Source organism: Serratia sp. CY40230 (genome assembly GCF_052168835.1).
Lineage (GTDB): Bacteria > Pseudomonadota > Gammaproteobacteria > Enterobacterales > Enterobacteriaceae > Serratia > Serratia nematodiphila.
Genome location: NZ_JBJNLX010000003.1, coordinates 323946 through 338898, shown reverse-complemented (window position 1 = coordinate 338898; position 14953 = coordinate 323946). Strand labels below are relative to the sequence as shown.

Here is a 14953-nt window from a genome sequence, read left to right as displayed (position 1 = left end):
GATATTCCATTAGTCGAATTTTAGTGCTATCCGCGTAGGGTATACAGGTTAAAACTCGGCGTCCAGCAAGCTACAGGACTTTACACAATCCCCCTTCGCCGCCCGCAGGCGGCGAAGGGGGCAACGCTTATTTCAGGCAGCTGGAGCATTGGCCAGCCTGGATCTTCTGGAAGAAGTCATTGCCTTTGTCATCCACCAGGATAAACGCCGGGAAATCTTCCACTTCGATTTTCCAGATCGCTTCCATGCCCAGCTCAGGGTACTCCACGCACTCCAGGCTCTTGATGCTCTGCTGCGCCAGCACCGCCGCCGGGCCGCCGATGCTGCCAAGGTAGAAGCCGCCGTGCTTGTGGCAGGCATCCGTCACCTGCTGGCTGCGGTTGCCTTTCGCCAGCATGATCATGCTGCCGCCGTGGGATTGCAGCAGGTCGACGTAGGAATCCATACGCCCGGCGGTGGTTGGCCCCAAGGAACCGGATGCATAGCCTTCCGGCGTTTTGGCCGGGCCGGCGTAGTAAATCGGGTGATCCTTGACGTACTGCGGCAGGCCTTCACCGCGATCCAGACGCTCTTTCAGCTTGGCGTGCGCGATATCGCGGCCGACGATGATGGTGCCGCTCAGCGACAGGCGGGTGGAAACCGGGTACTGCGACAGCTGTTTGAGGATCTCGGCCATCGGGCGGTTGAGATCGACCTTGATCGCCTCGCCCTCCCCGGCCTGGCGCAGCTCCTGAGGAATGAATTTACCCGGATTGTGCTCCAGTTTTTCCAGCCAGATGCCGTCGCGGTTGATCTTGCCTTTGATGTTGCGGTCCGCCGAGCAGGAGACGCCCATGCCGACCGGGCAGGAGGCGCCGTGGCGCGGCAGGCGCACTACGCGGATATCATGTGCGAAGTATTTGCCGCCGAACTGTGCGCCCAGCCCCAGGTTTTGCGCTTCTTGCAGCAGTTCCGCTTCGAGTTCCAGATCGCGGAACGCCTGGCCATGCTCGTTGCCTTCCGTCGGCAGGCCATCGTAATACTTGGTCGAGGCCAGTTTGACGGTTTTCAGCGTCGCTTCCGCCGAGGTGCCGCCGATGACGAACGCCACGTGGTACGGCGGGCAAGCCGCGGTGCCCAGCGTACGCATCTTGTCGACCAGGTAGTTTTTCAGTTTGCCCGGCGACAGCAGCGCCTTGGTTTCCTGATACAGATAGGTTTTGTTGGCGGAACCGCCGCCCTTGGCGATGCACAGGAACTTGTACTCTTCGCCGTCCACACTGTAGAGATCGATCTGCGCCGGCAGGTTGCTGCCGGTATTGACCTCTTTGTACATATCCAGCGCGGCGTTCTGCGAATAGCGCAGATTCTCTTCGATGTAGGTGTTATACACCCCGCGCGACAGCGCCTCTTCATCGCCGCCGCCGGTCCAGACGCGCTGGCCCTTTTTGCCGACGATGATCGCCGTGCCAGTGTCCTGGCAGGTCGGTAAAATACCCTTGGCGGCGATTTCTGAGTTACGCAGAAATTGCAGCGCAACGTACTTGTCATTTTCGCTGGCGTCCGGATCTTTGAGGATATCAGCCACCTGCTGTTGGTGCGCCGGGCGCAGCATGAACGAGGCGTCGTGGAACGCATGCTGGGCAAGCAGGGTTAACGCTTCAGGGGCAACTTTCAGAATTTCCTGGCCTTCAAATTCGCTCACGGAAACATGGTCGCGGCTCAGCAGGTAGTATTCGGTATCGTCTTTCTTCAGCGGGAACGGATCTTGATAGTGGAACGGTTTATTCGACATTGATCTCTCACTTGCAACATCAGCTGCGTTAAATTCACACTTGCGACGCGCGACGCGGCGCCTTGTCAAAAAACTGCCTCCACCTTACGTATTTTTAATCAGTCAGTTATTGCGCCAAATCGCAAAATAACCGCTATTTGCGTAAGGGATTACCACAGGCGGCGTTTCAACCTTGCTCGGTGAGAACTGCGGGTACAGGCTCATCATGCACGCTTTATTATCCCGCAGTTAACACATTGATTACAATCCATCGGCGGCGATCGTCTTATCAATGTGGTGAAAAAGCGCCGGATGCGATTTGCGCCGGGGCATATTGTCAGCCGCCGCGCCATTGCTTAAGCTAGCCGCAATGAACAAACCGAGAATCCCCATCGCGCTGCAACAAGCGGTGATGCGCTGCCTGCGAGAAAAGCTGCAGTTGGCCCGCCAGCATTTTGCCGTCGAATTCCCCGAACCCAGCATCGTCTATCAGCAACGCGGCACCAGCGCGGGCACCGCCTGGCTGCAAAGCTGGGAAATCCGTCTGAACCCGGTGCTGCTGCTGGAAAACCAACAGCCGTTTATCGATGAAGTGGTGCCGCACGAACTGGCGCACCTGCTGGTGTTTCGCCAATTCGGCCGGGTAGCGCCGCACGGCCGCGAATGGCGTTGGATGATGGAAAGCGTGCTGCTGACGCCCGCCAGCCGCACTCATCGTTTCGAAACCGCCTCGGTGCAAAGCAAAACCTTCCCCTACCGCTGCGGCTGCGGGCAGCACCAGCTCACCATTCGCCGCCATAACCGCGTGCTGCGCGGCGAAAGCGAATACCGCTGCCGCCGGTGCGGCGAAAAACTGAAATTTCTTGCTAGCGAGAACCTTTAGTTAAACGATTTATACGTTAAAACAAGTAAATATCGCCATTTGCCACTGCCGACAAGTTCCGTTACCCTGCCTGCTTTTCCAATTTTGAGCTGTTTTGGAATATGCTTCGCAGAATTTTGTTTATGGCGGTTTTCGCCGCAGGCGCCGCACAGGCGCACGGCATCAATAACTTCTCTCAGGCCAAGACGGCGGCGGCCAAGATTAACCAGGATGCGCCGGGCAGTTTTTACTGTGGCTGCCGCATCGAGTGGCAAGGCAAGAAGGGCATTCCCGATCTCGCCAGCTGCGGCTATCAGGTGCGTAAAAACGCCCAACGCGCGCAGCGCATTGAATGGGAACACGTGGTGCCGGCCTGGCAGTTCGGCCACCAGCTGCAGTGCTGGCAAGACGGCGGGCGCAAAAACTGCAACAAAGACGCCACCTATCGCCAGATAGAAACCGATCTGCACAACCTGCAGCCGGCGATCGGCGAAGTGAACGGCGACCGCAACAACTTCATGTACAGCCAATGGAACGGCGGCGCAGGCCAGTACGGGCAATGCCCAATGAAGGTGGACTTCAAGAATAAACAGGCGGAGCCGCCCGCCCGCGCCCGCGGCGCCATTGCCCGCACCTACTTCTACATGCGCGATCGCTACCAGCTGCGGCTGTCACGCCAGCAAACCCAGCTGTTTGAAGTGTGGAACCGGCAATATCCGGTGAGCCAATGGGAATGTCAGCGCGAAGCACGTATCGCCAAGGTGCAGGGCAACCACAACCCCTATATTCAACAGGCTTGTCAGCAGCGGAAAAGCTAACCTACTATAGCCTTTATCTTTCATGGCGCCGCCAACCCGCGGCGCCGTTTCGTCAGGATCAGACTACCCATGCGCATACCCCGCATTTACCATCCGCAACCGTTGACCGACCGGGCGGAGATCGCCCTCAGCGAGGACGCCGCCAACCACGTCGGGCGCGTGCTGCGCATGAGCGCCGGCCAGGCGCTGCAGCTGTTCGATGGCAGCAACCAGGTGTTCGACGCCGAAATAATCCGGGTGGACAAAAAGAGCGTGCTGGTGCGCCTTGGCGACGGCCGCGTGGATGACATCGAATCGCCGCTCAACCTGCATCTGGGCCAGGTGATCTCGCGCGGCGAGAAGATGGAGTTCACCATCCAGAAATCCATCGAGCTGGGCGTCAACGTCATCACCCCGCTGTTTTCCGAGCGCTGCGGCGTGAAGTTGGACGGCGAACGCCTGGCGAAGAAAATCCAGCAATGGCAGAAGATCGCCATCGCCGCCTGCGAACAGTGCGGCCGCAACCGCATTCCCGAAATCCGCGAGGCGATGTCGCTGGAGGCCTGGTGCGCCGAGCAGGACGGCAGCCTGAAACTCAACCTGCACCCGCGCGCCAGCCACAGCATCAACACGCTGCCACAGCCGGTGGATCATGTTCGCCTGCTGATCGGCCCGGAAGGCGGTTTGTCCGCCGACGAAATCGCCATGACCACCGACCACGGATTTACTGATATTCTGCTGGGACCACGCGTTCTGCGTACCGAAACCACAGCGCTCACCGCCATTACCGCTCTGCAGGTCCGCTTCGGCGACCTGGGTTAAAGGAGAAAAGATGATTAAGCTCGGCATCGTGATGGATCCTATCGATTCCATCAACATCAAGAAAGACACCAGCTTCGCCATGCTGCTCGAAGCGCAGCGCCGCGGTTACGAATTGCACTACATGGAGATGAACGATCTCTATCTGCATGCCGGCGACGGGCGCGCCCGCACCCGCCTGCTGAGCGTGAAGGAAGACAAGGAGAGCTGGTTCAGCTTCGGCGCCGAGCAGGACCTGGCGCTGCACGAACTGGACGTGATCCTGATGCGCAAGGATCCGCCGTTCGATACCGAATACATCTACGCGACCTACATTCTGGAACGCGCCGAGGTTAAAGGCACGCTGGTGGTCAACAAGCCGCAAAGCCTGCGCGATTGCAACGAGAAGCTGTTCACCGCCTGGTTCCCGGAGCTGACGCCGGATACGCTGGTCAGCCGCAGCGCCGCGCACATCCGCAAATTCCACCAGCAGCACGGCGACATCATCCTGAAGCCGCTGGACGGCATGGGCGGCGCGTCTATCTTCCGCGTGAAGCAGGACGATCCTAACCTGTCGGTGATCATCGAAACCCTGACCGAACACGGCAGCCGTTTCTGCATGGCGCAGAACTTCCTGCCGGCGATCAAGGACGGTGACAAGCGCATCCTGGTGGTGGACGGCGAGCCGGTGCCTTACTGCCTGGCGCGCATTCCGGCGCAGGGCGAGACCCGCGGCAACCTGGCGGCCGGCGGCCGCGGCGAAGCGCGCCCGCTGAGCGAAAGCGACTGGAAAATCGCCCGCGCCGTCGCCCCGACGCTGAAAGAGAAAGGGCTGATCTTCGTCGGCCTGGACGTGATCGGTGATCGCCTGACTGAAATCAACGTCACCAGCCCGACCTGCGCGCGCGAGATCGAAGCGGCATTCCCGATTTCGATTACCGGCATGCTGATGGACGCCATTGAAAAGCGCCTGGCGGCGAAGTAATGCGCAATGCGGGCGGCATGCCGCCCGCTGTTCTGCATCGCGCCCGCCAAAGCGCGCCTTGAAAGGCGGCAGGTATAGCCGCATACTGGCGGCTGTTTATTTTCTCACCCATTTATTACCTTATACTAACGCCATGAATTTACAGCACCATTTTCTGATCGCCATGCCAACCTTGCAGGATCCTCGCTTCAAACGCTCGGTGATTTACATTTGCGAGCACAATGAAGAAGGCGCCATGGGTTTGGTGATCAATAAACCGGTGGAGCAATTCACGGTAGCCACGGTGCTGAGCAAGCTGAAGATCATGCCGCCTGCGCGCGATCCGGCCATCAGCCTGGACAAACCGGTGTTCGCCGGCGGGCCTCTGGCGGACGATCGCGGGTTTATCCTGCATACGCCGCGCCACGGCTTCGGCGCCAGCATTCAAATTTCGCCCAACACCATGATCACCACCTCGAAAGACGTGCTGGAGACGCTCGGCACGCCAGAGCAACCGGACGACGTGCTGGTGGCGCTGGGCTATGCGGGTTGGGAAAAGGGCCAGTTGGAGCAGGAAGTGTTGGAAAACGCCTGGCTGACCATCGAAGCCAACACCGACATTCTGTTCCGCACGCCGATCGCCAGCCGTTGGCGCGAGGCGGGGAACCTTCTGGGCATCGACATTCGCAGCATCGCCAACCACGCAGGACACGCCTGATGAGCAACCGCACCATTATCGCCTTCGACTTCGGCACCAAAAGCATCGGCGCGGCCGTCGGCCAGGAGCTGACCGGCAGCGCCCGCGCCCTGCCGGCTTTCAAAGCGCAGGACGGTTCGCCGGACTGGCTGAAAATCGAAAAACTGCTGAAGGAGTGGCAGCCGGATTTGGTGGTGGTCGGCCTGCCGCTGAACATGGACGGCACCGAACAGCCCGTTACCGCCCAGGCGCGCAAGTTCGCCAACCGCCTGCACGGTCGCTTCGGCATTCAGATCGAGCTGCATGACGAGCGCCTGAGCACCGTGGAAGCGCGCGCCAACCTGTTCGATCGCGGCGGCTTCCGCGCGCTTGATAAAGGCAGCGTGGACTCCGCCTCCGCGGTGGTTATCCTCGAAAGCTGGTTCGAACGGCAGCTGGGTTAACCCCTCGTTCCCTCCCCCGCGCACTCCCCCAACACGCCGGCGTCGATCCGCTGCTGCAAACCTTGCTCAAAGGTTTGCATGCCGGACTGCGCGCCGGTTTGCAACACGCTCGCCAACTGATGGGTTTTCCCTTCGCGGATCAGGTTGCTGACCGCCGCCGTCGCCGTCAGCACTTCAAAGATCGCCACGCGTCCGCCGCCAGGGCGCCTCATCAGCTTTTGCGCGATCACCGCTTGCAGGCTGCCGGCCAGCTGGGCGCGCACATAGGGTTTCTCTTCCGCCGGAAACACGTCTACCAGCCGTTCCACCGCCTGCGGCGCGCTGCGGGTGTGCAGCGTCGCCAGCACCAGGTGGCCGGTCTCCGCCGCGGTGAGCGCCAGCCGGATGGTGGCGATATCGCGCAGCTCACCCAGCAGGATCACATCCGGATCTTCGCGCAGCGCGGCGCGCAACGCCGCATCGAAGCTGTGGCTGTCACGGCCGATCTCCCGCTGCTGGATCAGCGATCGCCGGCTGCGGTGCAGGAATTCGATCGGATCCTCCAGCGTCAAAACGTGCCGCGGCTGGTGCCGGTTGATCTCGTCGATCATCGCCGCCAGCGTGGTGGACTTGCCGCTGCCGGTGGCGCCGGTGACCAGGATCAATCCGTCGGCGCGCCGCAGCAGCGCCGGGACGATGGCCGGCGCCGCCAGCTCGGCAAGCGAAGGCGACTGCCCGGCGATACGCCGCAACGCGAGAGAAATTCCCGCGCTTTGCTGAAAAACGTTGGCCCGCAGCCGCTCCCCGCTCGGCCTGTGCAGCGCCAGATCGACCTGCCCCAGCCGCCGCAGGCTCTCGCGCTGCTGCGCATTCAGCAATCCGTTGCAGAGGGCCTGCGCGCCTTGCGCCGTCAGCGTTGGCGCCGCCGCCAGCGGCTGCAGTTCACCGTCGATGCGCAACATCGGCGGATGACCGGCACAAAGGTGCAGATCGGAAGCATTATGCTTTACACTAAGGGCCACGAATTCATCGATATCCATATCACTCTCCCGGGTCAATAATGAGCACTATCCAACAGAACCTGCAGGATGTCAGAAACCGCATCGCGGCCGCCGCGCAAAACTGCGCGCGGGCGCCAGAAGAAGTTGCCCTGCTTGCCGTCAGCAAAACCAAACCTGTGGCGGCGATCGAAGAAGCCATCGCCGCCGGCCAGCGCGCCTTCGGCGAGAACTACGTGCAGGAAGGGGTAGACAAGATCCGGCATTTCGCCGAGTCGCCGCAAAGCGGCGAGTTGGTGTGGCACTTTATCGGCCCGCTGCAATCCAATAAGAGTCGGCTGGTGGCGGAACACTTCGCCTGGTGCCATACCGTGGATCGGCTGCGCATCGCCCAGCGCTTGAGCGATCAGCGCCCGGCCGACATGCCGCCGCTCAACGTGCTGATTCAAATCAACATCAGCGACGAGCAAAGCAAATCCGGCATTGCGTTGGCCGAGCTGCCGGCGTTGGCCGAAGCGATCGCCGCGCTGCCGAACCTGACGCTGCGCGGCCTGATGGCTATTCCGGCGCCGGAAGCGGATTATCAGCGGCAGCTGGCGGTATTCAGCCGGATGAACGACGCATTTCTCGCCCTGCGTCAGCGTTATCCGCAGGCCGATACGCTGTCGATGGGCATGACGGACGATATGGCGGCGGCGATCGCTGCCGGCAGCACCCTGGTGCGCATCGGCACCGCAATTTTTGGCGCCCGCGACTACTCGCAGGCCTGACACACAGACGAGGGATTTGATGCAACATCGCAAGATTACCTTTATCGGCGCCGGCAACATGGCGCGTGCAATCATCGCCGGCCTGGTGGCGGGCGGCTATCCAGCCAAATCCATCAGCGTCTGCGCCCCTTCGCCGAAAAACCGTGATGCGCTGGCTGCAGACTACGGCATCGTCAGCAGCGGCGACAACGTCGCCTGCGCGCGTGAAGCCGAGGTGGTGGTGCTGGCGGTCAAACCGCAGATGATGGCCGACGTGTGTCAGCCGCTGCGCGAACAGGTCGACTTCAGCGGCAAGCTGGTGCTGTCGATCGCCGCCGGTATTCAGGTCAGCCGTTTCTATCAGCTGCTCGGCGACAAGCTGGACATCGTGCGCATCATGCCCAACACTCCGTCGCTGGTCGGCAAAGGCATGAGCGGGCTGTACGCGCCGGCGCAGGTCAGCCAGCGGGATCGCGATTACACCGGCGATTTAATGGCGTCGGTCGGTAAAGTTTGCTGGGTCGATGACGAAAATGGCATCAACGGCGTGATCGCCGCCGCGGGTAGCGCCCCGGCCTATTTCTTCCTGTTTATGGAAGCGATGCAAAAAGAGGCCGAGCGCATGGGCTTCGACAGCCAGACCGCGCGCGATCTGGTACAACAGGCCGCTTCCGGCGCCGCCGCATTGGTGGAAGCCAACCCGGATACGCCGCTGGGCACGCTGCGCGAGCAGGTGACCTCCAAAGGCGGCACCACTGCCGAAGCGCTGCGGGTGTTCAACGAACGCCAACTGTCGGAAACCGTGGGGCAAGCGATGCAGGCCGCCGTTTCCCGTGCCCAAGAGATGGAAAAATTATTTTAAATAACCGCGAGTTAAGGAGAAGGACCACTTCATGCTAACGCTGACTTTCCTGGTCAAGACCGTTATTGATCTGTACGTGATGGTGCTGTTGCTACGCATTTGGATGCAGTGGGCGCGCACCGATTTTTACAACCCGTTCTCACAGTTTGTGGTGAAGATCACCCAGCCGGTGGTCGGCCCACTGCGCCGCATCATCCCGTCACTGGGGCCCATCGACAGCGCATCGCTGCTGCTGGCGTTCCTGCTGATGACCATCAAATACCCGCTGCTGCTGCTGATTCAGGGCGGCGCGATGTCGCTCAGCCCGTATAACCTGCTGTTCGGCCTGATCTCGCTGGTGAAGTCCGCCGGCTACCTGATCTTCTGGGTGATGATCATTCGTGCGCTGATGAGCTGGGTAAGCCAGGGCCGCAGCCCGATCGACTACGTGATGTACCAACTGACCGAACCCTTGATGGCGCCGATCCGTCGCATCATCCCGGCGATGGGCGGCATCGACTTTTCCGCCATGGTGGTGATCCTGATCCTCTATCTGATCAACTACCTGGGCATGGATCTGTTCGGTGAGATCTGGTTCCTGCTGTGAGTGCAGTCACTCCGGTGCTGGACGGGCTGGCGATCAGGCTATATATTCAGCCGAAAGCCAGCCGCGACCAAATTATCGGCTTGCATGGCGACGAACTGAAAGTCGCCATCACCGCCCCGCCGGTCGACGGCCAAGCCAACGCCCATCTGATCAAGTTTATCGCCAAGCAGTTCAAAGTGGCGAAAAGCAACGTCACCATCGAGAAAGGCGAACTGGGGCGGCATAAACAGTTACGCATCGTGAATCCGCAACAGATCCCCGCCGTGGTCGCGGCGCTCATCGAATAATTTTCAAGGTAGTCATTTATGCAAAAAGTCGTTCTTGCCACCGGTAACCCGGGCAAAGTGCGCGAACTCGCCGACCTGTTGGCCGATTTCGGCCTGGACGTGGTCGCACAAACCGATCTGGGCGTGGAGTCCGCCGAAGAAACGGGCCTGACGTTTATCGAAAACGCCATTCTGAAAGCGCGCCATGCGGCACAGGTCACCGGCCTGCCGGCGATCGCCGACGACTCCGGCCTGGCGGTCGACGCGCTGGGCGGCGCGCCGGGCATCTACTCCGCGCGCTACGCCGGTGAAGATGCCGACGATCGGCAGAACCTCGACAAGCTGCTGGCGGCGATGAAAGACGTAGCGCCGGGCCAGCGCGGCGCGCAATTCCACTGCGTGCTGGTCTATCTGCGCCATGCGCAAGATCCGACGCCGCTGGTGTTTCACGGCAGCTGGGTCGGCGAAATCACCGAACAGGCCGCCGGTGAAGGCGGTTTCGGTTACGATCCGGTCTTCTACGTGCCGGAGCTGGGCCGCACCGCCGCCGAGCTGAGCCGCGACGAGAAGCGGGCGATTTCGCACCGCGGCAAGGCGCTGAAGCTGATGTTGGAAGCCATGCGCAATGCTTAAGCTGCCCCCGCTGAGTCTCTACATCCACATCCCGTGGTGCGTGCAGAAATGCCCTTACTGCGACTTCAACTCCCATGCGCTGAAGGGTGACGTGCCGCATCAGGAGTATGTCGATCATCTGTTGGCGGATCTGGATGCCGACCTGCCGCTGGCCGGCGGCCGGGAAATCAGCACTATCTTCATCGGCGGCGGCACCCCCAGCCTGCTGAGCGCCGAGGCGATGCAGGCCTTGCTGGACGGGGTACGGGCGCGCATTCGCGTCGCCGACGACGCCGAAATCACCATGGAGGCCAATCCCGGCACCGTGGAGGCCGATCGCTTCAGCGGCTACCAGCGCGCCGGCGTCAACCGCATCTCCATCGGGGTGCAGAGCTTCAGCGCCGAGAAGCTGAACCGTCTGGGGCGCATCCACGGCCCGGAAGAGGCCAAACGCGCGGCGACGCTGGCGACCGGCCTTGGCCTGCGCAGCTTTAACCTCGATCTGATGCACGGCCTGCCGGACCAATCGCTGGAAGAGGCGCTGGACGATTTGCGCCAGGCGATCGCCCTCAATCCACCGCACCTGTCGTGGTATCAGCTGACCATCGAACCGAACACCCTGTTCAGTTCGCGCCCGCCGGTTTTGCCGGACGACGATGCGCTGTGGGACATCTTCGAGCGCGGCCACCAGTTGCTGAGCGCCGCCGGCTATCAGCAGTACGAAACCTCGGCCTACGCCAAGCCGGGCTACCAATGCCAACACAACCTCAACTACTGGCGCTTCGGCGACTATCTGGGGATCGGCTGCGGCGCGCACGGCAAGGTGACCTTCAGCGACGGACGCATCCTGCGCACCGCCAAGACCAAGCACCCACGCGGCTTTATGCGCGGCGACTACATGGACAAGCAGCATGAGGTGGCGGCGGCGGATCGGCCGTTCGAGTTCTTCATGAACCGCTTCCGCTTGCTGGAAGCCGCGCCGCGCGCCGACTTCGTCAACTACACCGGGCTGGCGGAAAGCGTCATTCGCCCGCAGTTGGACGAGGCGCTGGCCAAAGGCTATCTGGAAGAAACCGCAGAGCACTGGCAGATCACCGAGAAGGGCAAACTGTTCCTCAACTCGCTGCTGGAACTGTTCCTGGCGGACGACGAGTAAAAAAAAGCGCTGAATAATCAGCGCTTTTTTTCATGTTCAGGCGGCATTATGAGGGCGATGCGTCACGTCGCCACGCCCCTTCAGCAATCCCTCAACGGAAACATCCTCGTCCAACGCATCCCAATGGATGCCGCGAGCGCTGAGTTCATACTCTGCCCGCTGTTCTTGCGTCGCATTCAACAAACGCGGAAACCAGGCCAGTGGCACGCCAATAATTCGGGCGTCGCTCAGTTCGACCCACATCGTCGCATCGTCAAAGCTGACGCGTTTAGCCGAAATACTCATGCCAAGCCTCCAAAAACAATGCCTGATAGGTATCAACCAGACCCGCCAGCTCTTTTAGCGTTCTGGCGTTAAAGCCGTCATTACGCGCCAACTGCACGCCAGGAACCAACCAGAATTTCGCTTCAGCCTCAGCGTCTCTGATATGAACATGCGGCGGCTCAAGCGGGTCACCCTCGTTGGAATAAAAAAAGAACCTGTAGCCTCTATAACGGAATATCACTGGCATCAATGCAAAATCCTTTTGCCGATTGATTATAGTTTAGCCAGTTTGTCAGATAGCCGTCGTGAGGTCAAAAACGCACGGCGGCTACGCCTATCCGTTACTTCAACGCCTTCAGCAGATCCTTGCGCTGGGTTTCCAGTGCGGTGACGCGGTTGCACACATCATGGCCGAAGTTCTGGAAGTCCTGCTCCTGATTGTTCCATTCGTTCTGGATCGCCTTCTGCAAGCCGCCCAGGTTGCCCATGATCGCCTGCAGCGGGTTACCGCCGCTGTTGGCGGCCTGTTTGACGCCCATTTCGTTCAGGCTGTCCTGCAGCACGCCGCCCATGCTCTGCTGCACGATGTTGCGGCCGTCCTGTTCCACCTGGTCGATCGCCTTGTGGTGGAAGGTCAGGCCGTCGCTGCGGTGCTCGATGATGCGGTTCATCTGCTGTTTCAGCTGGCCGTTCAGGGTGGTCAGCCGGTTGCGCACGTTGCTGTTGCTGCCCAGCTCTTTGACGATCACTTTATCCAGCGCTGCGCGGGCTTTCTCCAGGTGTTTCTGCGCGCCGTCGTCGATCCACGGCAGCTGCTTGCGCAGCGCGCTCTGGTAACTGAAGGCTTTCTGCCGCTGGCTGTCGTTCAGGCTCAGCGCCTGGCCGTTGCGGATCACGTCGCCATCCGGCGAGATTTGCAGGTCGCCGCTGGCGCCTTTCACCTGCACGCTCTGCGGGCTGATGATCACATCGTCCTGGGGTTTAACGCTGCATTGGTACTCGGCGTGGGCCTGCGCGGCAGTCGCCGCCAGCAGCAGTAAGGCTAACCCGGTTTTCTTCAACATAGCTTCTCCTGACTCCCATCCAGACTGGGATTAAAAAATCGAACGACCGATACGTTGAGACAACAGTTCCAGCGCCGCAGTTCCCGCCAGCGAGTTGCCGGAAGCATCCAGCTCCGGCGACCAGACGACGATCGACAGCTCGTCCGGCACGATGGCCACGATGCCGCCGCCCACGCCGGACTTGCCCGGCATTCCCACCCGATAGGCGAATTCGCCGGCGCCGTCGTACATGCCGCTGGTCATCATCAGGGCGTTGATCTGCCGGGCCTGCAGCGGGCTGATCACCGCCTCGCCGCTGAGATCGCGGCCGTGATTGGCCAGATAGACGAAGCTGCGCGCCAGTTCCACGCAGCTCATGCGCAGCGCGCAGTAATGGAAATAGGTTTGCAGCACGGTGATCACGTCGTTCTCGAAGTTGCCGAACGACTTCATCAGATAGGCGATGGCCGCATTGCGATCGGAGTGTTCGAATTCGGAACGCGCCACCCGCAGGTCATAGGCCAGGTCGTCTTCGCCGGCCAGCTGACGCACCACCTCCAGCATGCGCTGTTTGGGGGCGCTGAGCCGGGTTTGCAGCATGTCGCACACCACCAGCGCGCCGGGGTTGATAAACGGATTGCGCGGTTTGCCCTGCTCCATCTCCAGCTGCAGCAGCGAGTTGAACGGCAGGCCGGAAGGCTCTTTGCCCACGCGCCGCCAGATCTCAGGCTCCTGATAGCGCGTCAGCGCCAGCGTCAGGCTCAGCACTTTGGAGATCGACTGGATAGAGAAGCGCTCCGCGGCGTCGCCGGCCTGGAACAGTTCGCCATCCACCGTACACACGGCGATCGCCAGCCGATCGGCGGGCACTTCTGCCAACGCAGGGATGTAGTCGGCCACTTTCCCCTGGCCAATCAGCGGGCGCACCTGTTGCAGGATCTCTTCCAGCAACGCGTTATCCAATGTTGTTACCACCTCGGTCACACTCCGGGCAAAACAAAGGCGCCGTTAAGGCACCTTAGATCAATAAAACGGCGCGGCGCGAAGCCGCGCTCATCGGGCAAGCGCGATCAATCCCACCAGATATCGAACAGATCGCTGACCTTAACGTCGGTCAGTTTGCGCGCTTCCAGCCAGTTTTTCACCAGTTCGCGATGCTCGTCGGTGCAGTGGCCGATCTTCTGCAGGCAGATCAGACCTTCCCACTGCAGGTAGCCGCTGCCGTCAAACGCCAGGCCGTTCGGCTCGATCACTTCATCGATGAAGGTATCCAGCGTGCTGTCGATGTCTTCCACCGACGTGCCTTCGGCAAAACGCCAGGCTACGGAGAAACCCAGCTCCTGAAATTCTTCAATGTGCAACTTTTTACGTAAACGACGACTGCGGTTCTTAGCCATTATTCTTTCCTCTCAAACATCAAGTCCCAAACGCCATGTCCCAGGCGCTGGCCGCGTAATTCAAATTTCGTCAGCGGGCGCGAATCCGGACGCGGCACGTAATCATTATCGCTGGAAAGATTACGGTAGCCTGCGACCCCGTTCATAACCTCTAACATATGTTCCGCATAAGGTTGCCAATCGGTAGCCATGTGGAAGACCCCGCCGGTCTTCAGCTTGCGCAGCACCAGTTCGACAAACGGCGTTTGCACGATGCGGCGCTTGTTGTGGCGCGCCTTGTGCCACGGATCGGGGAAGAACAGCTGCACCATGTCCAGCGAGCCGTCCGGGATCATGTTTTCCAGCACTTCAACCGCATCGTGGCACATCACACGCAGGTTGCTCAGCTTCGCCTCGTGGGCGTCGGCCAGGCAGGCGCCCACGCCCGGCGAGTGCACTTCGATCCCTAAAAAGTTCTGCTGCGGATTGTTGCCCGCCATGGTCACCAGCGAGGCGCCCATGCCAAAACCGATCTCCAGCACCGTCGGCGCTTCGCGGCCGAACAGCGCGGCGAGATCGACAGCGTCAGCCTGATACTCCACGCCCATCACCGGCCAATAGTTCTCCAGCGCGTGCTGCTGGCCTTTGGTCAGCCGCCCCTGGCGGCGGACAAAACTGCGGATACGGCGCATCGCGCGGCCGTTCTCATCAAATTCCGGGGAGATGACGTCATTAATCATAGTGCTTT

The 14953-nt window shown here is 60.7% G+C and carries 20 protein-coding genes; 12 read left to right on the top strand and 8 right to left on the bottom strand.

Going from position 1 to position 14953, the window contains the following annotated elements; translation table 11 throughout:
- Positions 1–127: 127 nt before the first annotated feature.
- On the bottom strand, positions 128–1774 hold the full coding sequence (gene fumA, locus ACJ8IJ_RS13260) for a class I fumarate hydratase FumA (RefSeq protein WP_004937467.1): 1647 nt from the start codon (positions 1772–1774) through the stop codon (positions 128–130).
- Between the two features lie 349 nt (positions 1775–2123).
- Between fumA and ACJ8IJ_RS13255 the strand changes: the two genes are divergently transcribed.
- The 6 genes from ACJ8IJ_RS13255 (at position 2124) to ruvX (ending at position 6314) form a co-directional block, all read left to right on the top strand.
- On the top strand, positions 2124–2636 hold the full coding sequence (locus tag ACJ8IJ_RS13255; RefSeq protein ID WP_004937462.1) for a SprT family zinc-dependent metalloprotease: 513 nt from the start codon (positions 2124–2126) through the stop codon (positions 2634–2636).
- Between the two features lie 101 nt (positions 2637–2737).
- The gene (endA, locus tag ACJ8IJ_RS13250) at positions 2738–3433 is read left to right on the top strand and encodes a deoxyribonuclease I (protein WP_131165517.1); all 696 of its coding nucleotides are present in this window, start codon (positions 2738–2740) and stop codon (positions 3431–3433) included.
- Between the two features lie 69 nt (positions 3434–3502).
- Positions 3503–4234, top strand: coding sequence for a 16S rRNA (uracil(1498)-N(3))-methyltransferase (gene rsmE / locus ACJ8IJ_RS13245; protein WP_004937458.1), 732 nt, complete (start codon positions 3503–3505; stop codon positions 4232–4234).
- Between the two features lie 10 nt (positions 4235–4244).
- Positions 4245–5195: a glutathione synthase gene (gene gshB, locus ACJ8IJ_RS13240; protein WP_033632096.1), complete on the top strand. Its 951-nt coding sequence runs from the start codon at positions 4245–4247 to the stop codon at positions 5193–5195.
- Between the two features lie 133 nt (positions 5196–5328).
- Positions 5329–5892, top strand: a complete 564-nt coding sequence (locus ACJ8IJ_RS13235; protein ID WP_004937452.1) for a YqgE/AlgH family protein — start codon at positions 5329–5331, stop codon at positions 5890–5892.
- A complete protein-coding gene (gene ruvX / locus ACJ8IJ_RS13230; RefSeq protein WP_103830044.1) occupies positions 5892–6314 on the top strand; it encodes a Holliday junction resolvase RuvX in 423 nt (140 codons plus the stop codon). Before ACJ8IJ_RS13235 ends, ruvX begins: the two co-directional genes overlap by 1 nt.
- Here the strand turns inward: ruvX and ACJ8IJ_RS13225 are convergent.
- On the bottom strand, positions 6311–7333 hold the full coding sequence (locus ACJ8IJ_RS13225) for a type IV pilus twitching motility protein PilT (RefSeq protein ID WP_442518687.1): 1023 nt from the start codon (positions 7331–7333) through the stop codon (positions 6311–6313). The two genes, ruvX and ACJ8IJ_RS13225, sit on opposite strands and share 4 nt — an antisense overlap.
- 20 nt (positions 7334–7353) lie before the next feature.
- Between ACJ8IJ_RS13225 and ACJ8IJ_RS13220 the strand changes: the two genes are divergently transcribed.
- Genes ACJ8IJ_RS13220 through hemW form a run of 6 tightly spaced genes read left to right on the top strand, consistent with a single transcriptional unit; the run spans position 7354 to position 11522 of the window.
- Positions 7354–8061, top strand: coding sequence for a YggS family pyridoxal phosphate-dependent enzyme (locus ACJ8IJ_RS13220; protein ID WP_004937443.1), 708 nt, complete (start codon positions 7354–7356; stop codon positions 8059–8061).
- 19 nt (positions 8062–8080) lie between these two features.
- Positions 8081–8902, top strand: coding sequence for a pyrroline-5-carboxylate reductase (proC, locus tag ACJ8IJ_RS13215; protein ID WP_442518688.1), 822 nt, complete (start codon positions 8081–8083; stop codon positions 8900–8902).
- 31 nt (positions 8903–8933) lie between these two features.
- Entirely contained in the window at positions 8934–9488 is a 555-nt protein-coding gene (locus ACJ8IJ_RS13210) for a YggT family protein (RefSeq protein WP_004937436.1), read from the top strand.
- A complete protein-coding gene (gene yggU / locus ACJ8IJ_RS13205) occupies positions 9485–9775 on the top strand; it encodes a DUF167 family protein YggU (protein WP_004948014.1) in 291 nt (96 codons plus the stop codon). The genes ACJ8IJ_RS13210 and yggU overlap by 4 nt, the downstream gene beginning before the upstream one ends.
- Before the next feature lie 18 nt (positions 9776–9793).
- Positions 9794–10387 carry an XTP/dITP diphosphatase gene (locus tag ACJ8IJ_RS13200; protein WP_265261073.1) on the top strand — a complete coding sequence of 198 codons (594 nt, stop codon included), beginning with the start codon at positions 9794–9796 and terminating at the stop codon, positions 10385–10387.
- The gene (gene hemW / locus ACJ8IJ_RS13195) at positions 10380–11522 is read left to right on the top strand and encodes a radical SAM family heme chaperone HemW (RefSeq protein ID WP_048796774.1); all 1143 of its coding nucleotides are present in this window, start codon (positions 10380–10382) and stop codon (positions 11520–11522) included. The genes ACJ8IJ_RS13200 and hemW overlap by 8 nt, the downstream gene beginning before the upstream one ends.
- A gap of 36 nt (positions 11523–11558) precedes the next feature.
- Here the strand turns inward: hemW and ACJ8IJ_RS13190 are convergent, their stop codons facing one another.
- The 6 genes from ACJ8IJ_RS13190 to trmB all read right to left on the bottom strand — a co-directional run bounded on the left by ACJ8IJ_RS13190 (position 11559) and on the right by trmB (position 14945).
- Positions 11559–11807, bottom strand: a complete 249-nt coding sequence (locus ACJ8IJ_RS13190; RefSeq protein WP_004937422.1) for a DUF2442 domain-containing protein — start codon at positions 11805–11807, stop codon at positions 11559–11561.
- Positions 11791–12033: a DUF4160 domain-containing protein gene (locus ACJ8IJ_RS13185; protein WP_442518689.1), complete on the bottom strand. Its 243-nt coding sequence runs from the start codon at positions 12031–12033 to the stop codon at positions 11791–11793. Before ACJ8IJ_RS13185 ends, ACJ8IJ_RS13190 begins: the two co-directional genes overlap by 17 nt.
- Before the next feature lie 94 nt (positions 12034–12127).
- On the bottom strand, positions 12128–12850 hold the full coding sequence (locus ACJ8IJ_RS13180) for a DUF2884 domain-containing protein (protein WP_015379052.1): 723 nt from the start codon (positions 12848–12850) through the stop codon (positions 12128–12130).
- A gap of 30 nt (positions 12851–12880) precedes the next feature.
- Entirely contained in the window at positions 12881–13804 is a 924-nt protein-coding gene (gene glsB / locus ACJ8IJ_RS13175; RefSeq protein ID WP_004937414.1) for a glutaminase B, read from the bottom strand.
- Between the two features lie 95 nt (positions 13805–13899).
- On the bottom strand, positions 13900–14226 hold the full coding sequence (locus ACJ8IJ_RS13170; RefSeq protein ID WP_004937412.1) for a YggL family protein: 327 nt from the start codon (positions 14224–14226) through the stop codon (positions 13900–13902).
- The gene (trmB, locus tag ACJ8IJ_RS13165; protein WP_004937410.1) at positions 14226–14945 is read right to left on the bottom strand and encodes a tRNA (guanosine(46)-N7)-methyltransferase TrmB; all 720 of its coding nucleotides are present in this window, start codon (positions 14943–14945) and stop codon (positions 14226–14228) included. The genes ACJ8IJ_RS13170 and trmB overlap by 1 nt, the downstream gene beginning before the upstream one ends.
- Positions 14946–14953: the final 8 nt, after the last annotated feature.